General features: G+C 61.8%; 22 protein-coding genes and 1 tRNA gene. 9 read left to right on the top strand and 14 right to left on the bottom strand.

Annotation, left to right across the window (positions count from 1 at the left end):
- Window positions 1-7: 7 nt before the first annotated feature.
- Window positions 8-631 (bottom strand): glutathione S-transferase family protein, encoded by a 624-nt coding sequence (locus CYG48_RS02545; protein ID WP_118848940.1) that lies wholly within the window; start codon window positions 629-631, stop codon window positions 8-10.
- A gap of 69 nt (window positions 632-700) precedes the next feature.
- The gene (locus CYG48_RS02540; RefSeq protein WP_118848939.1) at window positions 701-1,708 is read right to left on the bottom strand and encodes an asparaginase; all 1,008 of its coding nucleotides are present in this window, start codon (window positions 1,706-1,708) and stop codon (window positions 701-703) included.
- 90 nt (window positions 1,709-1,798) lie between these two features.
- On the opposite strand from CYG48_RS02540, the gene CYG48_RS02535 reads away from it, so the two are divergent.
- A complete protein-coding gene (locus CYG48_RS02535) occupies window positions 1,799-2,536 on the top strand; it encodes a DUF3750 domain-containing protein (protein ID WP_118851453.1) in 738 nt (245 codons plus the stop codon).
- Between the two features lie 69 nt (window positions 2,537-2,605).
- Here the strand turns inward: CYG48_RS02535 and CYG48_RS02530 are convergent, their stop codons facing one another.
- The 4 genes from CYG48_RS02530 to CYG48_RS02515 all read right to left on the bottom strand — a co-directional run bounded on the left by CYG48_RS02530 (window position 2,606) and on the right by CYG48_RS02515 (window position 5,005).
- Entirely contained in the window at window positions 2,606-2,752 is a 147-nt protein-coding gene (locus CYG48_RS02530) for a DUF1127 domain-containing protein (RefSeq protein ID WP_118848938.1), read from the bottom strand.
- Window positions 2,753-3,278: 526 nt separating this feature from the next.
- A complete protein-coding gene (locus CYG48_RS02525; RefSeq protein ID WP_199925194.1) occupies window positions 3,279-4,280 on the bottom strand; it encodes an NAD(P)H-quinone oxidoreductase in 1,002 nt (333 codons plus the stop codon).
- A 109-nt stretch (window positions 4,281-4,389) separates the two neighbouring features.
- Window positions 4,390-4,698 carry a HigA family addiction module antitoxin gene (locus CYG48_RS02520; protein WP_118848937.1) on the bottom strand — a complete coding sequence of 103 codons (309 nt, stop codon included), beginning with the start codon at window positions 4,696-4,698 and terminating at the stop codon, window positions 4,390-4,392.
- Window positions 4,699-4,708: 10 nt separating this feature from the next.
- Window positions 4,709-5,005 carry a type II toxin-antitoxin system RelE/ParE family toxin gene (locus CYG48_RS02515; protein WP_118848936.1) on the bottom strand — a complete coding sequence of 99 codons (297 nt, stop codon included), beginning with the start codon at window positions 5,003-5,005 and terminating at the stop codon, window positions 4,709-4,711.
- Between the two features lie 148 nt (window positions 5,006-5,153).
- Here CYG48_RS02515 and betC point away from each other — a divergent pair, with 148 nt between their 5' ends.
- The 3 genes from betC to betA are packed head-to-tail and all read left to right on the top strand — an operon-like array spanning window position 5,154 to window position 9,809.
- Window positions 5,154-6,671 (top strand): choline-sulfatase, encoded by a 1,518-nt coding sequence (gene betC / locus CYG48_RS02510; protein WP_118848935.1) that lies wholly within the window; start codon window positions 5,154-5,156, stop codon window positions 6,669-6,671.
- An 11-nt stretch (window positions 6,672-6,682) separates the two neighbouring features.
- Window positions 6,683-8,146 (top strand): betaine-aldehyde dehydrogenase, encoded by a 1,464-nt coding sequence (gene betB, locus CYG48_RS02505; protein WP_118848934.1) that lies wholly within the window; start codon window positions 6,683-6,685, stop codon window positions 8,144-8,146.
- A gap of 10 nt (window positions 8,147-8,156) precedes the next feature.
- On the top strand, window positions 8,157-9,809 hold the full coding sequence (betA, locus tag CYG48_RS02500) for a choline dehydrogenase (RefSeq protein ID WP_118848933.1): 1,653 nt from the start codon (window positions 8,157-8,159) through the stop codon (window positions 9,807-9,809).
- Here the strand turns inward: betA and CYG48_RS02495 are convergent, their stop codons facing one another.
- From CYG48_RS02495 to CYG48_RS02470, 6 genes are all read right to left on the bottom strand, one after another.
- Window positions 9,810-10,109: a type II toxin-antitoxin system RelE/ParE family toxin gene (locus tag CYG48_RS02495; RefSeq protein ID WP_118848932.1), complete on the bottom strand. Its 300-nt coding sequence runs from the start codon at window positions 10,107-10,109 to the stop codon at window positions 9,810-9,812. It lies immediately after the preceding gene.
- Window positions 10,093-10,380, bottom strand: a complete 288-nt coding sequence (locus CYG48_RS02490) for a YlcI/YnfO family protein (RefSeq protein WP_118848931.1) — start codon at window positions 10,378-10,380, stop codon at window positions 10,093-10,095. Before CYG48_RS02490 ends, CYG48_RS02495 begins: the two co-directional genes overlap by 17 nt.
- A gap of 92 nt (window positions 10,381-10,472) precedes the next feature.
- A complete protein-coding gene (locus CYG48_RS02485) occupies window positions 10,473-11,510 on the bottom strand; it encodes a sulfate/molybdate ABC transporter ATP-binding protein (RefSeq protein ID WP_118848930.1) in 1,038 nt (345 codons plus the stop codon).
- A gap of 12 nt (window positions 11,511-11,522) precedes the next feature.
- A complete protein-coding gene (cysW, locus tag CYG48_RS02480) occupies window positions 11,523-12,401 on the bottom strand; it encodes a sulfate ABC transporter permease subunit CysW (RefSeq protein ID WP_118848929.1) in 879 nt (292 codons plus the stop codon).
- Window positions 12,394-13,248 carry a sulfate ABC transporter permease subunit CysT gene (gene cysT, locus CYG48_RS02475; RefSeq protein ID WP_118848928.1) on the bottom strand — a complete coding sequence of 285 codons (855 nt, stop codon included), beginning with the start codon at window positions 13,246-13,248 and terminating at the stop codon, window positions 12,394-12,396. Before cysT ends, cysW begins: the two co-directional genes overlap by 8 nt.
- Before the next feature lie 13 nt (window positions 13,249-13,261).
- Window positions 13,262-14,299 carry a sulfate ABC transporter substrate-binding protein gene (locus CYG48_RS02470; RefSeq protein WP_118848927.1) on the bottom strand — a complete coding sequence of 346 codons (1,038 nt, stop codon included), beginning with the start codon at window positions 14,297-14,299 and terminating at the stop codon, window positions 13,262-13,264.
- A gap of 294 nt (window positions 14,300-14,593) precedes the next feature.
- Between CYG48_RS02470 and greA the strand changes: the two genes are divergently transcribed.
- A complete protein-coding gene (gene greA / locus CYG48_RS02465) occupies window positions 14,594-15,076 on the top strand; it encodes a transcription elongation factor GreA (RefSeq protein ID WP_118848926.1) in 483 nt (160 codons plus the stop codon).
- Window positions 15,077-15,093: 17 nt separating this feature from the next.
- Here the strand turns inward: greA and CYG48_RS02460 are convergent, their stop codons facing one another.
- Window positions 15,094-15,552 (bottom strand): RrF2 family transcriptional regulator, encoded by a 459-nt coding sequence (locus CYG48_RS02460; protein WP_118851451.1) that lies wholly within the window; start codon window positions 15,550-15,552, stop codon window positions 15,094-15,096.
- A 373-nt stretch (window positions 15,553-15,925) separates the two neighbouring features.
- On the opposite strand from CYG48_RS02460, the gene CYG48_RS02455 reads away from it, so the two are divergent.
- The 3 genes from CYG48_RS02455 to cysN are packed head-to-tail and all read left to right on the top strand — an operon-like array spanning window position 15,926 to window position 19,178.
- On the top strand, window positions 15,926-16,696 hold the full coding sequence (locus CYG48_RS02455; protein ID WP_118851450.1) for a phosphoadenylyl-sulfate reductase: 771 nt from the start codon (window positions 15,926-15,928) through the stop codon (window positions 16,694-16,696).
- Between the two features lie 36 nt (window positions 16,697-16,732).
- On the top strand, window positions 16,733-17,686 hold the full coding sequence (cysD, locus tag CYG48_RS02450; RefSeq protein WP_118848925.1) for a sulfate adenylyltransferase subunit CysD: 954 nt from the start codon (window positions 16,733-16,735) through the stop codon (window positions 17,684-17,686).
- Window position 17,687: 1 nt separating this feature from the next.
- On the top strand, window positions 17,688-19,178 hold the full coding sequence (gene cysN, locus CYG48_RS02445) for a sulfate adenylyltransferase subunit CysN (RefSeq protein WP_118848924.1): 1,491 nt from the start codon (window positions 17,688-17,690) through the stop codon (window positions 19,176-19,178).
- A gap of 64 nt (window positions 19,179-19,242) precedes the next feature.
- On the opposite strand, the gene CYG48_RS02440 is transcribed toward cysN, so the two are convergent.
- The gene (locus CYG48_RS02440; RefSeq protein WP_118848923.1) at window positions 19,243-19,602 is read right to left on the bottom strand and encodes a hypothetical protein; all 360 of its coding nucleotides are present in this window, start codon (window positions 19,600-19,602) and stop codon (window positions 19,243-19,245) included.
- Between the two features lie 234 nt (window positions 19,603-19,836).
- Here CYG48_RS02440 and CYG48_RS02435 point away from each other — a divergent pair.
- Window positions 19,837-19,913 (top strand) — tRNA-Pro (locus CYG48_RS02435).
- Window positions 19,914-20,158 lie beyond the last annotated feature (245 nt).

The raw sequence follows: 20,158 nt of genomic DNA, 5'->3' as shown, positions 1-20,158 counted from the left end.
GCTCTCCTCAGGCCGCCTTTTCGTCGGCGATCGCTTTCTGCACCGCAGGCCGTTCGCGCATCTTTTGATAGTGGGCCTGGACGCGCGGGAATTCAGCGATATCCACGCCATCGCTCTTCAGCCAGCCTGAAACGACGAAGAGGTAGGCATCGGCGACGGAATATTGTTCGCCAAGCACATAGGGGGCTTCCAGCATGCCGTCCTCGATCAACCGGAAGCAGTCGCGCATGGACTGCGGCAGCTTGTTCTTCATGTCCTGGATGGAAGAATCCTGGTCCGCCCAGCGGTAACCGCGGCGCCCGTGCGCATGCGCGACGTGAACGGTCGACGACATATAGGCGTTGAAGGCCTGCATCCTGGCGAATTGGAAGGGATCATCGAGCGGTGCAAGCTTCGCAGCGGGTGCCAGCTGGGCGATGTAGGCGAGAATGGCGACCGTCTCGGTGACGACGCCATGTTCGGTGACAAGCGCCGGGACGCGGCCCTTCGGATTGATCTTCAGGTAGGCTTCCGAACGCTGTTCGTTCGCGCCGAAATCCACCTTGCGGATCTCATAGGGCAAACCGGACTCTGCAAGTGCGATGTGGCTCGCGAGCGCGCAGCTTCCAGGGGAAAAGTACAAGGTGTTCATCGAGATCCTCCTTCTCTTGCCCCCCTGTCATACCACGCGCCTGGGCTCTAGGCAGCCTCGTTCAGAGGATCATGCGAAGAGCGCGTCTGTCACCCGCACATCGCCGACATGGTAGCCGTTCCAGTTATGCATCTGGCGGTTCGCCATCGACATCAGCTTTTCCTGCGTTTCACTGCCCTTTTCGAAGTAGCGGGCAATCAGCGCAAAGATCATCGCTTCGGCAGCACGCGTGGTGCCGTCTTCGCATTTGACGGCCATGGCAAGACCGTGGTCCGGCAGGGCGGCCACGAAGACGCCTTCGGCACCGGTCTTGGCGAAGATCTTGCCGGGTGCAAGTTCCATCAGCTTGGTGCAGGCGCGGTTGGTGCCGGCGACATAAAAGGGCTCGGCCATGCAGGCCTCCATCAGGCGTCGCGAAGCCGCCGCGCGCGTCTGGGAAAGCCCCTGCCCCGTCAGCATCTTGGCAAAGCCATGCGCCAGGCCCTTCAGCGGCACGGCATAGGTCGGGATGGAGCAGCCATCAATGCCGCAGTTGTCTTCGCCGAGCATCGCGCCGGTCAGGCTCTGCATGACGTCGCGGATCTCGCGCTGCAGCGGGTGATCGTAGCCCACATAACCGGCGACATCGGTGCCGCTGTGGACGCAGGTGCAGACAAAACCGGAATGTTTGCCCGAGCAGTTGTTGTGGAGCGCGCTCGGCTTGTCGATCGTGCGGGCCTGGTGGATCACGGTCGCCTGGTCGCTGGACCAATGCGCGCCGCATTCCAGCGCGGAGACATCCTTGCCGGCCTTGGCCAGCATGGAAGCGGCCATCGCCACATGCCGGTCCTCGCCGGAATGGGAGGCGCAGGAGAAGGCGAGTTCGGCATTGCCGAAACCATAGGCGTCCGCAGCACCGCTTTCAACGAGCGGCAGCGCCTGCATGGCCTTGCAGGCCGAACGCGGGAAGACGCCCGCTTCCGCATCGCCGAACGAAAAGACCACCTTGCCATCACCATCCACGACGATGCCCATGCCGCGATGACGGCTTTCGACGAGCTTGCCTCTGGTCACTTCCACGGTAACGGGATTTTGCATGGTCAGTCCTGATTTCGCTGGATTCTATGATGAGATGAAGGGGTGGCGCCGGTAATAGCCGGTTTGTCCATGACTTGCACGGGAATGCTTATGAAATTCGTAAAACGGCTGCTGATCGTCATCTTCATCGTCTACCTCCTGCCGACCTTCGCTTCGGCGGGTCTTTGGGCTGTGCAGGACCATCCGAGCCGCTGGAGCGACGCCCGCTGGACATCCGCCGGTCTGCTGCCCAAGGCGAGCGAAAGCGAGGACGCCGCCGTCTACATCTTTTCGGCGATGACGGGAGGATTGAAGGGAGCGGTGGCAAGCCATGCCTGGATCGTCACCAAGGAAAAGGGAGCGGCAACCTACACCCGCTATGACAAAGTGGGCTGGGGCTCGCCGATCCGCCGCAACCACCGCGAACCGGATGCCTACTGGTATTCAAACCCGCCGCAACTGGTTGCCGCCGTCACGAGTTCGAAGGCCGAACTGCTGATCCCGAAGATCGAGGGAGCGATTGCCGCCTACCCTTATGCCGAGCCCGGTGGATACACGATCTGGCCAGGGCCGAACTCCAACACCTTCGTAGCCTTCGTGCTGCGAACCGTGCCGGAGATCGGCGCCGTGCTGCCGCCGCATGCGGTGGGGCGCGATTACCTGCCGAACGGCCAATTCGTCCATGTCGACGACGACTGGCGCGACCTCCACATCACGCTCCGCGGTCTGCTCGGTGTATCGCTTGGCCAGCGCAGCGGCTTTGAGGTGCATTTGCTCGGACTGGTGGCCGGGCTGGACTTGGCGCGTCCGGGCATCAAGATCCCGGCACTGGGACGGATCGGCGTTTGAACCTACCGCAGAAATGCAAAACGCCCGCGTCAAGGCGGGCGTTTGACAAGACGTATGCCTGTTTATTGATCAGAGGCCGTTAACAGTCCGGGCAAAACCGCGGATGTTCGTCGGATCGATGCCGACATCCTGCAGTTCGCGCGGCGTCAGACGACCGAGTTCCGCAACAGTCTGACGGTACTTGCGCCAATTGCTGAGCTTGCGTGCCACGTTCATCTTTGTCACCTTTCCTGGGCTTTCGAAGCCGGCTGCCTATTCCTGGCGCCCCGTTGCTTCGATGGCTTTCTTATACTCCAGGAGACGGTTTTCCCGTAGCGCTCGCTCATCAGCGCACCCATGCTCAGCATGCATAGGTTCGGTTGAACTGGATCAGTGTCGCGAGGCCTGAGCAAGATGGATGCAGAAACGGAAAAGGGCCGCCGAGGCGACCCTTCCATGAGTTTGGTCCGGTTTACGAACCCGGGCCGTTTCTCAACGGTCCGAAGGAAGATGAGGTTCAGGCCGAGGGCTGCCCCGTCAAGACCAACACCTTTCCATTGCCCGCTGCGCAGACCGAAATCTCACTAGACATTGGATCACCTTCCTTTCGTTACGTTGAACATGATCCCAAGATAGGTGTGGGCCCGCGTGTATGCAAGGCACGTTATATTACCACCTTCGAAACTATTTGAGTTGCGACTGGCCGGGCTGGGGTTAGCATGCGCAGGCTTCCCGAATCTCCTTCCCAAACCCTCAAGACCCCTCAGGCCACCGTCATGACGATCTTGCCGATATGGCTGCTCGTTTCCATCAGGCGGTGGGCCTCCACGACATCATCGATCTTCATGACCGAGTGGATGACCGGCGCCACCTTGCCCTCCTCCAGGAGCGGCCAGACCTGGGCGACGAGTTCATCGCGGATGGCCCGCTTTTCCTCGGCCGTGCGCGGACGCATCGTGGATCCCGTCACCGTCAGCCGCTTCACCATGATCGGCGTGAGGTTCACCGTCTCGGCCTTTGCACCCCCCAGGAAGGCGATGATCGACAGGCAGCCATCCTTGGCGAGCACGGAGAGGTTCTTCTCGAAATAGCCCGCGCCGATCATGTCGAGCACGACATCGACGCCCTTGCCGCCGGTCTCAGCCTTCACGACCTCGACGAAATCCCCTGTCTTGTAGTTGATCGCTTTCGTGGCGCCGAGCTTTTCGCAAGCGGCGCATTTCTCCGCCGAGCCCGCCGTTGTGTAAACTGTCGCGCCAAAGGCCTTGGCGAGCTGGATCGCGGTGGTGCCGATGCCGCTCGAGCCGCCGTGGATCAGTACGCTTTCGCCTTCGGTGAGGCCTGCCATCTGGAAAAGGTTTGCCCAGACGGTGAAGAAGGTTTCCGGGACCGCCGCCGCTTTCACGGCATCATAACCCTTCGGCCAGGGCAGCGCCTGGCCGGTCGGCACCACGCAATATTCGGCATAACCGCCGCCGTTTGCGAGGGCGCAGACCTTGTCGCCGACCTTGAAATCGGAAACACCCTCGCCGAGCGCCACCACTTCGCCGGCGATTTCAAGGCCAAGCACCGGGCTTGCATCCTTCGGCGGCGGATAATTGCCCTGCCGCTGCGCCACATCCGGCCGGTTGACGCCCGCCGCCTCCACCCTCACCAGGATCTCGCCGGGCTTTGGCGTCGGCAACGGCCCCCTGGCGAGCGTCATCACCTCGGGTGCGCCGAAGGATGGCAGGTCGACGTAACGCATTTCCTGTGGCAGCGGCATGGAATTCTCCCTTCATGTCCGCCCAGATCTAGGACGGCGGGGCTCGAGAAAAAAGGCGACGTTGCGCCGCTGCGTTATTTTGCGCGGGCCGTGGGTTGGGAGGCTGTGATCAGGCAGCCTTGTGGATGGGTCGCGCACGGTCGATCCGCTGCACTTCCTTTGGATCATTCATCGCCGCCCAAAGCTCCGTCCGGCGCTGGATATTGAGCCAGAAGTCCGGGCTGTTTCCGAAAACCCGCGCAAGGATAAGCGCTGTCGGTGCAGTGACCGCGCGACGGTCGTTGCACAGCTCGTTTACATGTTTGCGCGGAACGCCCATGGCCTCGGCCAGCGCCGTCTGCGTCAGCCCCATCGGCTCCATGAATTCGCTCACCAGGATTTCTCCGACAGAGGCGGGCTTTCGCTTCGTCATCAACACTGTATCGTCCTCATCTATAGCTATGGTCATCGAGATAGAGTTCCGAGGCCTCGCCTCTTGCTCCATCCCATCGGAAGACCAACCGCCATTGCCTGTTCACGCGGATCGAACAGAAGCCATCCAACGACCCGCGAAGCTTCTCGAAGTGGTTGCTGGGCGGCACCCGCAGGTCCTGGTCGCTGACCGCATCGTCGATCATCTGGATCTTGCGAAACAACCTGTTTTCGATGTCGGCCGGGATCCTCTTGTTCCGCTTGTCGAGAACAAAGAAGTCGTGGAGCCATGTGTCCCGGAAGCCTGTGATCATCCGCTCTCCTCATGTCCCAATGTACCGCCTTACGGTACAATCGGCAAGAGCCTGCGCTTTTGGAACAGCACCGTTCGCATTCATTCCTTGATTGCAGGCGCCGGGGAAAATACGAGTGGGAACAATATCCCAGAAAGAACCGAATCCCATGTCGCGCCCGAACATCCTCATCATCATGGTCGACCAGCTGAACGGGACGCTTTTCCCGGATGGTCCGGCGGACTGGCTGCATGTGCCGCACCTGAAGGCGCTGGCCGCCCGTTCGGCGCGGTTTCGCAACAACTACACCTCCTCTCCGCTATGCGCCCCTGCCCGCGCCTCCTTCATGGCCGGGCAACTGCCGAGCCGCACGAGCGTTTATGACAATGCCGCGGAATACGTCTCCTCCATTCCGACCTATGCGCACCACCTGCGCCGTGCCGGGTACTATACGGCGCTGTCGGGCAAGATGCATTTCGTCGGGCCGGACCAGTTGCACGGTTTCGAGGAGCGGCTGACGACCGACATCTACCCGGCCGATTTCGGCTGGACGCCGGATTATCGCAAGCCCGGTGAGCGGATTGACTGGTGGTACCACAACATGGGTTCGGTAACGGGTGCCGGTGTTGCCGAGATCACCAACCAGATGGAATATGACGACGAGGTCGCCTTCCTCGCCAACCAGAAGCTCTACCAGCTGTCGCGGGAAAACGACGACCAGGCACGCCGGCCGTGGTGCCTCACCGTGTCCTTCACACATCCGCACGACCCTTATGTGGCGCGGCGCAAATACTGGGACCTCTACAACGACTGCGAACACCTGATGCCGCAGGTCGGCATGCTGGACAAGCAGGACCCGCATTCCGAGCGCATCCTGGCGTCCTGCGATTACGCGAGCTTCAACATCACGGATGAGAACATCCGCCGTTCGCGGCAGGCCTATTTCGCCAATATCTCCTACCTCGATGACAAGATCGGCGAGCTCATCGACACGCTGACCCGCACACGGATGCTGGACAACACCTATATCCTGTTCTGCTCCGACCACGGCGACATGCTGGGCGAGCGCGGATTGTGGTTCAAGATGAACTTCTTTGAAGGCTCGGCGCGCGTTCCGCTGGTGGTTGCCGGGCCCGGCGTTCCCGCCGGTCTCCATGAGACGCCCACGTCCAATCTTGACGTGACACCGACGCTTTGTGAGCTTGCCGGCATCGACATTGGCGAGATCGCTCCCTGGACGGACGGGATGAGCCTCAAGGGGATGATGAACGGGATTGAACGCACCGAGCCGGTGCTGATGGAATATGCGGCGGAAGCATCCTATGCGCCGCTTGTCGGTATTCGCGAGGGCAAGTGGAAATACATCCACTGCGAACTTGATCCGGAACAGCTGTTTGACCTGGAGCGCGATCCGCTGGAGTTGAACAACCTGGCGACAGATCCCGCCTTTGCCGACGTGCTTGAAGGTTTCCGGGCGAAGCGGAAAGCCAAGTGGAACATGGCCGCCTTCGATGCCGCGGTGCGTGAAAGCCAGGCACGACGCTGGGTGGTTTACGAGGCGCTGCGCAACGGCGCCTATTACCCGTGGGACCACCAGCCGCTACAAAAGGCATCCGAACGTTACATGCGCAACCACATGAACCTCGACATCCTCGAGGATTCCAAGCGTTATCCCAGAGGCGAATGAGGAAGATCAGAATGAGAGCCCAGCCAAAGGCCAGCCACTTCATCGACGGGGAATATGTCGAGGACACCGAGGGTACGGCGATCGAGAGCCTTTATCCGGCGACCGGCGAGGTGATTGCGCGCCTGCATGCGGCAACGCCGGCGATCGTGGAACAGGCGATTGCGGCTGCCAAACGCGCCCAGCCGGAATGGGCGGCGATGAGCCCCACCGCGCGCGGTCGCATCCTCAAGCGCGCCGCCGACATCATGCGCGAGCGCAACCGCGAGCTTTCCGAACTCGAGACACTCGACACGGGCAAGCCGATCCAGGAAACGATCGTCGCTGATCCGACCTCCGGCGCCGACAGCTTTGAGTTCTTCGGCGGTGTGATCGCAGCCGGCATGAACGGCAGCTATATCCCACTCGGCGGCGACTTTGCCTATACCAAGCGCGTGCCACTTGGCGTCTGCGTCGGCATCGGCGCCTGGAACTATCCGCAGCAGATCGCCTGCTGGAAAGCCGCACCAGCGCTCGCAGCCGGCAATGCCATGGTGTTCAAGCCATCCGAAAACACGCCACTCGGGGCGCTGAAGATCGCCGAGATTCTCCTTGAGGCGGGCCTCCCGAAGGGTCTCTTCAACGTGATCCAGGGCGACCGCGCCACCGGGCCGCTTCTCGTCAACCATCCCGATGTCGCCAAGGTCTCGCTCACCGGTTCGGTGCCGACCGGCCGCAAGGTTGCCGCGGCTGCCGCTGGAAACCTGAAGCACGTGACGATGGAGCTCGGCGGCAAGTCGCCGCTGATCATCTTCGACGATGCCGATATCAACAGCGCGATCGGCGGGGCGATGCTTGGCAACTTCTATTCAACCGGCCAGGTCTGCTCCAACGGGACACGTGTCTTCGTGCAGAAGAGGGTCAAGGACACCTTCCTGTCGCGGCTGAAGGAGCGCACGGAGAAGATCATCATCGGTGATCCGTTGAACGAGGCAACGCAACTCGGGCCCATGGTGTCGTTCGACCAGCGCCAGAAGGTCCTGTCCTACATCGACAAGGGCAAGGCCGAGGGCGCACGGCTGATTACCGGCGGCGGGTTGCCGAACCATGTGACGGGCGAAGGGTATTACATCCAGCCGACCGTGTTCGCCGATGTGACCGACGAGATGGCCATCGCCCGCGAGGAGATTTTCGGGCCGGTGATGTGCGTGCTTGATTTCGATGACGAGGACGAGGTGGTCGCCCGCGCCAATGCGACCGAGTTCGGCCTTTCGGCAGGAGTGTTCACCGCAGACCTTTCTCGCGGGCACCGGGTGGTCGACCAATTGCAGGCCGGCACGCTCTGGATCAACACCTACAACCTCTGCCCGGTCGAAATCCCCTTCGGTGGTTCCAAGCAATCGGGCTTCGGGCGGGAGAATTCACTGGCGGCGCTTGAGCACTATTCCGAACTGAAGACGGTCTATGTCGGCATGGGCAAGGTCGAGGCACCGTATTGAGGGGTACGGAATGAGAAGTGCGGATTTCGTTATCGTCGGTTCCGGCTCGGCCGGCTCTGCCATGGCCTATCGCCTGTCGGAAGACGGCAAACATTCGGTGATCGTCATCGAGGCGGGCGGCTCGGATTTCGGGCCGTTCATCCAGATGCCGGCGGCGCTTGCCTGGCCGATGAGCATGAAGCGCTACAACTGGGGCTACCTTTCGGAGCCAGAGCCGAACCTCAACAACCGCCGCATCACTGCGCCGCGCGGCAAGGTGCTGGGTGGCTCCTCCTCCATCAACGGCCTCGTTTACGTGCGTGGCCATGCTGAGGACTACAATCGCTGGGAGGAGCTTGGCGCGTCCGGCTGGGCCTATGCCGATGTGCTGCCATACTTCAAACGGATGGAACACAGCCACGGCGGCGAGGACGGCTGGCGCGGCACCGACGGGCCGCTGCATGTGCAGCGCGGGCCGGTGAAGAACCCGCTGTTCCACGCCTTCATCCAGGCCGGCGCGCAAGCCGGTTTCGAGACGACCGAGGATTACAACGGATCAAAGCAGGAAGGCTTCGGCCTGATGGAGCAGACGATCCACCAGGGCCGTCGCTGGTCTGCGGCAAACGCCTATCTGCGGCCCGCCTTGAAGCGGCCGAACGTGCAACTGGTGCACGGTTATGCCCGGAAGATCGTTATCGAAAACGGCCGCGCCACGGGCGTCGAGATCTCCCGTCGCGGTGTGACCGAGACGGTGACGGCCAATCGCGAGGTGATCGTTGCTGCCTCCTCGTTCAACTCGCCGAAACTGCTGATGCTGTCGGGCATCGGGCCAGCCGCGCATCTCAAGGAGATGGGAATCGAGGTGAAGGCGGACCGGCCGGGCGTTGGCGCCAACCTGCAGGACCATATGGAATTCTATTTCCAGCAGGTCTCCACCAAACCTGTCTCGCTTTATTCCTGGCTGCCCTGGTTCTGGCAGGGCGTCGCCGGCGCCCAGTGGCTGATGACAAAGAGCGGATTGGGCGCATCCAACCAGTTCGAAGCCTGCGCCTTCCTGCGCTCGCAGCCGGGTCTGAAACAGCCGGACATCCAGTATCACTTCCTGCCGGTGGCGATCTCCTATGACGGCCGTGCGGCGGCGAAAAGCCACGGCTTCCAGGTGCATGTGGGCTACAACCTGTCGAAGTCGCGCGGAACGGTGACGCTGCGCTCCCCTGATCCGGCGGTCGAACCCGTGATCCGGTTCAACTACATGAGCCACGAGGAAGACTGGATCAAGTTCCGGCACTGCGTGCGCCTGACCCGCGAGATCTTCAGCCAGAAGGCATTTGATGACTATCGCGGGCCGGAGATCCAGCCGGGCGAGCAGGTCCAGACGGACGATCAGATCGATGCCTTCCTGCGCGAGCACCTGGAAAGCGCCTACCACCCTTGCGGCACCTGCCGAATGGGCCGCGCCGACGATCCGCTCGCGGTTGTCGATCCGGAATGCCGGGTGATCGGGGTTGAGGGCCTGCGTGTGGCGGACAGCTCGATCTTTCCGCATGTGACCTATGGCAACCTCAACGGCCCATCGATCATGACCGGGGAAAAGGCCGCGGACCACATCCTCGGGCGCCAGCCCCTGCCCCGCTCCAACCAGGAGCCATGGGTCAACCCACGCGCCGCGGTGAGCGATCGCTGATCAATGATAATCGTCTTCGCGCTGATGGCGGACGGCGAGAATAGTGATGTTCTGGTTCTCCTCGATCTCGAAGAGCACCACGTAACCTGAGTTTCCAAACGGGATCAGCATTTCCCGCAGGAAGGCGTTCTCGGCGTCAACCTTGCGGTAGCTGAACGGAAACTCGGATATGGCGGCGATTCCTTTCTCGAGCGAGAGGTACGCCCGTTGCGCCGCAGATCTGTCCTGTCGCAACAGAAAGCCGTATAGTCGGTGGATATCTTCTCGCGCGCGCTTGGTTAGTCTAATCGCGCGGCTCATCGCCATCCTCTTCAGCTAGTTTAGCAGCGAGCATGGCCTTCAGTTCCCCGAGGACGAGGTCAGCACTGTAGTACTCTCCGGTGCGCCTAGCCTCCTCACGTGATGCCAACCCCCTCGCGATGAACTCGGCTTGTGACTGCCGGACATGCACTTGCTGACGCAGCGAACTTTCGACAAAGGCTGACAGCGTCTCGCCTTCCTTCAGCACGCTTTCGGCGGCGGCGCGCAATTCCGGATCGACGCGAAGCGACGGTATGGTTGCGGTCTTCATGGCATCACCTCATGCGTTGCAATTGCGATGCATGATGCGCGTGATTGGCCTGATTGGCAAGATGTCCTCATCGGCCACTTCTTACGGCGGCATCAATCGCGAAAAATCTTCCAGCGTGTGGGGCGGAAGCGCAGCGTGCTGCCGAGTTCCACCGGTGCATGCAGCGGCACTTCGACCTCCACGTGGTAGGGTGCATGCCCGTCATTGGCGATGTCGATTTCGGCGATGCGCGTGCCGGCCAGTCTTCGAAGCGCGGTGATCTTGCCGAACAGCGCGTGCTGCGCTTCCACCAGTTCCACATCCTGCGGGCGGAAGAACAGCTGTCCGGCGCCCGCCGCGCCTTCCGCACTGCCGATCGGCTGGCCCTGGAACAGCACCGTGCCATCCCTCACCTCCACCGGAAGCTGGGAGGACTCGCCGATGAAGGAAAAGACGAAGGGCGAACCCGGCCGGTCATAAACATCATCGGCCGATCCGACCTGCTCGATCGTGCCCTGGCTCATCACCACGACGCGATCGGCAAGCTCCAGCGCTTCCTCCTGGTCATGGGTGACGAAGACGGTGGTGTGGCCGGTGCGATTGTGGAATTCTCGCAGCCAGCGGCGCAGCTCCTTGCGGACCTTGGCATCGAGCGCGCCAAACGGCTCGTCGAGCAGCAGGATGCGCGGCTCGATTGCCATGGCGCGGGCAAGCGCCACACGCTGGCGCTGGCCGCCAGAAAGCTGGTTCGGGTAGCGCTTCTCCAGCCCGCCAAGCTGCACCATTTCCAGGAGTTCCGATACCCTACGGCGGATCTCGGCCTTGGGCGGCCGGTTTGCGGCAGGGCGTACCTTAAGCCCGAAGCCGATGTTCTGCGCCACCGTCATATGCCGGAACAGCGCATAATGCTGGAATACAAAGCCGACATTGCGCTCCTGCACGGAATGATGCGAGGCATCCTGGTCACCAAAGAAGATGCTGCCGGCAGTCGGGAAATCCAGGCCCGCAATCAGACGCAGCAGCGTGGTCTTGCCTGAGCCGGAGGGTCCCAGCAGCGCAATGAGTTCCCCGGACGCGATCTTCAGCGACACGTCGTTGAGAGCCGGAAAGCGCTCGAACTCCTTGCGGATGTTTTGGATGGTCACTTCCATTCAATATTGCCCTTAGTGTCTGCCGCCGGAATTGCCGGCACCGAAGCGAAGTTCCAGGATTGTCTTGAGAGCAAGCGTCACGAGCGCAAGACCCGCAAGCAGCGAGGCGACGGCAAAGGCTGCGACCATGTTGTACTCATTATACAGGATCTCGACATGCAGCGGCATGGTGGTGGTGATGCCGCGGATCCGGCCGGACACTACCGACACCGCACCGAATTCGCCCATGGCGCGCGCGTTGCAGAGAAGCACGCCGTAAAGCAGGCCCCACTTGATGTTGGGCAGCGTCACATACCAGAAGGTCTGCCAGCCGGAGGCGCCCAGCGAGAGTGCCGCCTCCTCGTCTCCCGTGCCCTGGTCTTCCATGAGCGGGATCAGCTCGCGCGCCACGAAGGGAAAGGTCACGAAGACGGTGGCGAGTACGATGCCCGGAACCGCAAACAGCACCTCGATCCCGAAGCTTTTCAGCCATGGTCCGAGCAGGCTGCCGCTGCCGAAAAGCAGTACATAAACGAGGCCCGAGATGACCGGCGAGATGGAGAACGGCAGGTCGATCAAGGTAATGAGGAAGGCCTTGCCCCGGAAATCGAACTTGGCAATTGCCCAGGAGGCGGCAAGGCCGAAGGCGAGGTTCAAGGGCACGGCGATCGCCGCAACCAGGAGAGTCAGGCGGATGGCGGCCGCCGCATCGGGCTCCACCAGCGCTTCAACATAGGTGTCCCAACCGCCGCGGAACGCTTCCACGAACACAGTCAGCAGCGGCATCAGCAGGAAGAACAAGAGGAAGGCGAGCGCCAGGAAGGTCAGGAGCAGTTTGGCGCCCAGGCCTTCGTCGGCGGGATTGCGGAAACGGGGGGCGCGGGGCGCGATCGAACGGCTCTGGTCAGGCATTGCCGTATCTCCTGCGGCTCCAGGCCTGGATGAGGTTGATCACGAAGAGCATGGCAAAGGAGATCAGCAACATGATGGTCGCGATCGCCGTCGCGCCTGCATAGTTGAACTCCTCGAGCTTGATGACGATGAGGAGCGGCGCGATCTCGGAGACATAAGGAATGTTGCCGGCGATGAAGATGACCGAACCGTATTCCCCGACCCCACGGGCAAAGGCGAGCGCAAAGCCGGTCAGAAGCGCCGGCGTCAGTGCCGGAAGCAGGATCTGGGTGATCGTCTGGAAGCGGTTGGCGCCGAGGGTGGCCGCCGCCTCCTCCACTTCGTGGTCGATCTCTTCCATCACCGGCTGCACCGTGCGCACCACGAAGGGGAGCCCGATGAAGATCAGCGCGATGACGATGCCAAGCGGCGTGAAGGCAATGCGGAACGGCATGAACAGCGAACCGACCCAGCCTTGCGGCGCATAGATGGCGGTAAGCGCAATGCCGGCAACCGCTGTCGGCAGCGCAAACGGCAGGTCCACCATGGCGTCGATCAGCCGCCGCCCGGGGAAATTGTAGCGCGTCAGCACCCAGGCCACGACCACGCCGAACACGACATTGACCGCGGCCGCCACGAAGGCCGTGCCAAAGGAGACATAAAGCGCACGCAGCGTCCGTTCATCCATCAGGATGGACAAGAAGCCGCCCCAGCCGAGGGCGGCGCTGCGCCAGAACAGTCCGGCGATCGGGATGAGGATGATCAGCGACAGGTAGGCGAGCGAAAAGCCGAGCGTCAACCCAAACCCGGGGATGATGCTCGGCTGTTTCATTCGCCACCGCGCAGGCGCGGTAGCTATGTTGGTCATCGGCAGGCCCGGTTCACTTTCCAGCTGGCTTGTAGATCTGGTCGAAGATGCCGCCATCGCCGAAATGCTCCGGCTGTGCCTTGCGCCAGCCGCCGAAGATCGGATCATCGATCGTCACCAGCTTGATGTCCGGCAGGGCTTTCAAGAGCTCCGGCTTCACGACGTCGCGCTTCGATGGCCGGTAATAGTGCTTGGCGGCGAGGTTCTGCCCTTCATCGGTATAAAGGAACTGCAGGTAGGCCTCGGCGAGCTTGCGCGTGCCCTTGGCATCGACGGTTGAGTCCACCACGGCAACCGGCGGTTCGGCGAGGATGGAGATTGGCGGCACGACAATATCGAAGGCGTCCTTGCCGAACTCTTCGCCGGCAAGATAGGCCTCGTTTTCCCAGGCCAGCAGCACGTCGCCGATCTGGCGCTGGGCGAAGGTGACGGTCGAGCCGCGCGCACCCGTATCAAGCACCGGTGCCCGTTTGTAGAGATCGGCGATGTAAGCCTTGATCTTCTCCTGGTCGCCCTTGAACTCCTCATTGGCCCAGGCCCAGGCGGCAAGATAGTTCCAGCGGGCGCCACCGGAGGTCTTCGGGTTCGGCGTGACGATCTGCACGTCGTCCTTCACGAGGTCGCCCCAGTTTTGGATGCCCTTCGGATTGCCCTTGCGGACAAGGAAAACGATTGTCGACGTATAGGGCGAGGAATTGTTCGGCAGGCGGGTGCGCCAGCCCGGTTTGATCTTGCCCGCCTTCTCGATCGCGTTGATGTCGGATTCCAGCGCCAGCGTCACGACATCGGCTTCGAGGCCATCGATGACGGAGCGGGCCTGGGCGCCGGAGCCGCTGTGCGACTGGCGGATGACGACATCGTCTCCCCCTTGTGCCTTCCAGTACTTGGTGAAGGCGGCATTCACATCCTTGTAGAGTTCGCGTGTCGGATCATAGGACACGTTAAGCAGTTGATCGGCGGCAAACACCGGAGTCACGGCGCCGAGCGGCATGGAAAGCGAGAGCGTGAGACCGAGTGCTGCGGCGCTAAAGCGCTTGGCGAAATTCAACATGCAGTTCCCTCCTGAGGTTCTCCTGAAACTCTATCGAGGCAGTCGTCTTAGTCAACGGACGCCCAAAAGAAGGCAAAACTGTTTCCCGCGGGCGGGTTCAGGCAGCAAAGAACACGTTGGAGCCGGTCGAGGGGGAAGAACAGGAGCACTCCCGAAACGGGTGCGGACAGAAACCCAATCCACCGGAACTGGGCCCTCCAGATACCTCCCACTAGCTCCCGGGCCGTTCCCTTCGCTTCCCGACGACACCATATGAGGGTACATCAGCATAAACGAGATGAACAGGAGTTTGGCTTGAGCGTCGCATTCATGAAGGAAGAGAGCGCGGAAACCGCAGCAGAAACCTTGCTGCCGGACCGTCCCATCTCCCCTCACCCGAACCTCGTGACGGAGACCGGGCTGAAGGCGCTCGAGGCGCAACTCGCGGAAGCACGTGCGGCTTACGAGGCGGCATCAGCGATCGAAGACGTCAACGAGCGACGCCGGCAACTGGCCGGGCCGACACGCGACCTGCGCTATCTCACCGAACGGTTGCGCACTGCGCAGGTGATGCCGCATCCCGGTTCAACCGACGTCGTCGCCTTCGGAAGCACGGTGACCTTCAGCCGCGAGGACGGCCGCGTCCAGTCCTATCGCATTGTGGGTGAAGACGAGGCTGACCCGAAACAGGGTACGATCTCCTATGTCTCGCCGGTCGCGCGAGCACTGATCGGCAAGGCCATCGGGGAACTGGTGACCGTGGGTGAGCAGGAGCTAGAGGTGACGGCGATTGGGTAAATGGCTCTAGGCCAGGCTCACGCCGTCAGCAGTTCGCGCACCGGTGCTGGCTCGAGCCCGCCTGCGCCTTCCACGGCGTCGGCGATCGTGGTGTTGAAGAGCACGTTGCGGGTCGCGTCGGCGACGCGGGCAAAGACGTGGCGGATTTCGCACAGGTGTTCGCCATCGCAGTCTTCGCAGCGCCGATAGGCCGTTTGCGAAAGGCAGGGAAGCGGTGCGATCGGCCCGTCCACGAGGCGCAGAACTTCGCCGAAGGTGATGGTATCGGCCGGCTTCAGGAGGAGATAACCACCCTGCTTGCCGCGGCGGCTGACGACCATGCCGGAGCGCTTCAGGTCCAGAAGGATCTGCTCCAGGAACTTCTTCGGAATGCTTTGCTGGACGGCAATCTCCGAGATCAGCATCGGCTCGTCCGGATCAGCCTGCGCCAAAGCCGTCAAGGCTCGCAAGGCATATTTTGCCTTTTGGGATATCATCACGCAACCATCAAAAAGAATACGCCGCCGCAAGATGTTTGAGCACCCTGCAACGCCGATCATCGGCTTGGTTTTCAAGCTGCGGCACGGATTTTCCAAACCCGCCGCCGGCCCAACCTGACCCCGCAGAGCGGGACTTGCTGGACGTTCTTCGGGCATAGCTCAAATTCCCAAGAAATACAAACCAATGCGGCGGTTTCCTGCCGCAAATGCAGTCACAAATCATGAAGGCGGCAAGTTTTCTGTGTGAACGCATCTTTGGAGTGAGATTTGCTCCACATCCGACGCCAAACAAACCGGCTTTCCTGTCTTTTCGCAAAAGCACGTGGATACTTTAGGAAAAGACGATGAAAGCCTTCCGATGACACTCCACATGCCCATCCAACAAGATCCTGCCACGCTGGCAGCAATGCTTGACGTGGAACTGCCGCGGCTGGACCTCGCCGGCCGCCTGGCGCTAGTCGCGCGCACCGGACGCGCGGTGTTCACCACCTCGCTTGGCATCGAGGACCAGGTGATCACCGCGGCAATCGGCACGCACCAACTGCCGATCGACGTTTCCACGCTCGAGACCGGCCGGCTGTTTCAGGAGACAGTCGACCTCATCGTGCAGACTGAAGAACGCTACGGCATCGAGATCCGCCGTTTCCGGCCGGAGCCGCAGGACGTCGAGGCCTATGCCGCCCAGTATGGTCTGAACGGTTTCTACGAAAGCGTCCAGGCACGGCACGCCTGCTGCTTCGTGCGCAAGCTGAAGCCGCTGGCGCGGGCACTGGCCGGCGCGGAGATCTGGGTGACGGGCCTGCGCCGTGGCCAGTCCGGCAACCGCGCCTTGATACCGTTTGCAGAGTATGACGCGGACAAGAACCTCATCAAGGTGAACCCGCTTGCCGACTGGGAGATCGAGACGATCCGCGCCCATGTTGCGGCGGAAGCCATTCCCGTCAATCCCCTCCATGGCCGGGGTTACCCCTCGATCGGCTGCGAACCCTGCACCCGTGCCATCAAGCCCGGCGAACCTGAACGCGCCGGCCGATGGTGGTGGGAAAACGACGAAAAGCGCGAATGCGGCCTGCATGTGCCGGAAAACGCTGCTCAGCCTGTTCCCCAGGCCACCCCACAAGCGAGCCAGATCGCCCGCTAGACTTTTGTGTTTGTTTCAGAATACCCGGAGACCGTAATGCCCCTGTCAGTTCAGGAAACGGACATCAAGAACCCACCCGTTTCCCGCCCGCCGCTCGACCCCCACCTCAAGGCCCTCGAAAACGAAGCCATCCACATCTTCCGCGAAGTTGCGGCGGAATTCGACAAGCCGGTCATGCTGTATTCGATCGGCAAGGACTCTTCCGTGCTGCTGCACCTGGCGCGCAAGGCGTTTTACCCCGGCCGGGTCCCCTTCCCGCTCCTGCATGTCGACACGACCTGGAAGTTCCGTGAGATGATCGAGTTTCGCGATGAGATCGCCGCGAAATACGACCTCGACCTGGTCGTGCACACCAACCCGCGGGGAAAGGCCGAGAACATTACGCCGTTCACCCGCGGTTCGGCCTTCTACACCGACATCATGAAGACCGAGGCCCTGCGCCAGGCACTCGATGCCGGCGGGTATGACGCAGCCTTTGGCGGCGCACGGCGCGACGAAGAAGCTTCGCGCGCCAAGGAGCGCATCTATTCCTTCCGCACGCCGGACCACAAATGGGATCCCCGCAACCAGCGCCCGGAACTCTGGAACATCTACAACGGCATGATCCGCCAGGGCGAAAGCGTGCGCGCCTTCCCGCTGTCGAACTGGACCGAGGTGGATATCTGGCGTTACATCCAGGCCGAAGACATTCCGCTTGTGCCGCTCTATTTCGCCGCCGAACGCCCTTATGTGGAGCGCGACGGCATGATGATCCTCGCCGAGGATCCGCGGCTTGAGCTCCAGCCGGGCGAAGAGGTGAAGCGCAGCATGATCCGCTTCCGCACGCTTGGGTGTTTTCCGCTGACGGGCGCTATTCCCTCCACCGCCACCACGCTCGAAGAGGTGATCGCCGAGCTCGAGATCGCCACCGTTTCGGAACGACAGGGCCGCGCCATCGACAGGGATCAGTCCGGCTCGATGGAAAAGAAGAAGCGCGAAGGATATTTCTGAGATGACCGCTCCCGCACCTTCGACCTCCGCCACCATCCTTCCCTTCGTGGAGCCTGTCAAGGCGCGCGACAGCCGGCCGCTGCGACTCATCACCTGCGGATCGGTGGATGACGGGAAGTCGACGCTGATCGGCCGCCTGCTGTGGGACACCAAGGCGGTGAAGGAGGACCAGGCGGCGACGCTTTCGCGCGACAGCGGCAAGCAGAACGATCTCGGCCTGCCGGACTTCGCCCTTCTGCTCGACGGGCTGCAGGCCGAGCGGGAACAGGGCATCACCATCGATGTCGCTTACCGCTACTTCTCGACCGACCGTCGCTCCTTCATCGTGGCCGACACGCCCGGCCATGAGCAATATACCCGCAACATGGCGACCGGCGCCTCGACTGCCGATCTCGCCGTGCTCCTGGCGGACGCCCGCGCCGGGTTGCTGGAGCAGACGCGTCGCCATGCGACGATCGCGTCACTGATGGGCATTCGCCAATTCGTGCTGGCGGTGAACAAGTTCGATCTCGTGGATTACGACCGGGCGATCTTCGACCGGATTTCGCAGGAGTTTCGCGAGTTCGCGCTGTCGCTCGGCGTGCGCCAGATCACCGCAATCCCGATGTCTGCCCTCAAGGGTGAGAATGTCGTTTACCCCTCGAGCAGCGCCATGCCGTGGTATGAGGGCCCGACGCTGATCGAGGCGCTCGAACTCGCCACGGTGCGCTCAGCCCAGGCGGGCGGTTTTCGCCTGCCGGTGCAGCGCGTGGCGCGGCCGGGCGAAAATTTTCGCGGTTACCAGGGAACGGTCGCCGGCGGTTCGATCAAGCCGGGCGATTCCGTGGCCGTCCTGCCGTCCGGCACTGTCGCCAACGTCAAGCAGATCGTCACCTTCGACCTGGTGCGCAATGCGGCGGTGGCGGGTGATGCCGTCACCCTCGTGCTCGACCGGCAGGTGGATGTGGCACGCGGCGACATGATCGTATCCATCGACGCGCAGCCGATGACCGGCGACCGCTTCGACGCGCAGATCGTCTCACTGCAGCCAAGCGGCATCGAGCCCGGCAAGCGCTATTGGCTGAAAAGCGGCTCGCGCCGCCAGCGCGTGACGATCGAGCCAGTGTCACAGCTGGAGCTTTCGACCGGCAAGTGGCAGCCGCATGCCACGAAGCTTGCCATGAACGCGATCGGCAAGGTGCACCTGTCGTTCGAGGAACAGGCTGTCTTCGACCCTTATGACCAGAACCGGCTGACCGGCGCCTTCATCATCATCGACCCCGATACGCTGAATACGGTGGCAGGTGGCATGATCACCGTCAGGCGCGAAGATCTCGGCGGCATCCAGATCCAGCGGGAGGGTGAGCGGGTAATCATGTCCTTGCCGGCCGATCTTGCCGAACAGATCATGGCGAGCGAGATCTTCAGGCGTCGCCGCGACGAGACTGAGGTGAAGCGCATGACCGCCAGCCAGGCGGCTGACATCTTCTGCGACGCTGCAAGCGACATCTGACGCGCTCGCCAGAACGAAATCAAAAGCCGCCGGGACATGAACAATCCGGGCGGCTTTGTTTTTATCAGGACGCCGTCAGGAGCTCGGTGCAATAGCTCGGGCCATTGGCGCCGGGGCGATCCGACACGATGGTGATGTCGCGGATCACGTAGCTGCTGGATACGGTGATCTTGGCCGAGCAGCTGACGCTTGAGCTGCGACCGTTCTGCTGCTTGATGCGCTTGTAGCCACCACGCCAGTTGTAGACGGTGTTGGAGCCGTCGTCATAATCGCTCAGCGGTGGGCTGTATTTTGCAAAGAACTCGCCGGCCGAACGGCCGACCCAGCGCGTCTCGATCGGGTTGCTCGCCACGCCTTTTGCGGTTGTGCAGGAGGAAAGAGCGATTGCCAGAATGATGGCGGATGCGGCAGCGCGGCGGCTCATGGTAAGAGATCCCTTGATGTGAAAGAACAGGCTTGGCCTTCGGAGCGAAGTCACTATCAGATTTGCCGCGCCTTCTGCGAGCACGCCGTGCCCCTCGCCTCTCAAAAAGCTCCATGCGCCGCTTTTTTGCAACGGCTGAAGGGCTCTGGAGCCCGCCGCAAAATCTTCTTTCGATTTTTTCAAAGAGGCGCTTGTCGAAACAAAAATGCTGGTCTATAGAGGCGCCGCTGGTCACGGAGTGTAGCGCAGTCTGGTAGCGCACCACGTTCGGGACGTGGGGGTCGAGTGTTCGAATCACTCCACTCCGACCAGCTAATAGCCTTCCCGATAACTACGCATACACCGCATCAGATCGAGCGGTGGAGCGCCTGGTCCTCGCGCATCTCTGCCGGGGCTGCAGAAGATTACCTATTGCTTTTCACTGCCCCGTGCATTTGCCTTACTTTATGAGGATGCATTGCCATCTTCTTATATATGGACTTCTCTAGCAAACTTATTTCACCGCTGGAGGCTTGCTTAGCGTTTGCGATCGGCGCATCAAAGCCCGCGTGACGAA

Origin of the sequence: Neorhizobium sp. SOG26, assembly GCF_003491345.1 — a bacterium.
In the GTDB taxonomy this organism is placed as follows: domain Bacteria; phylum Pseudomonadota; class Alphaproteobacteria; order Rhizobiales; family Rhizobiaceae; genus Neorhizobium; species Neorhizobium turbinariae.
This window is presented reverse-complemented; position numbering and strand designations above follow the sequence as displayed.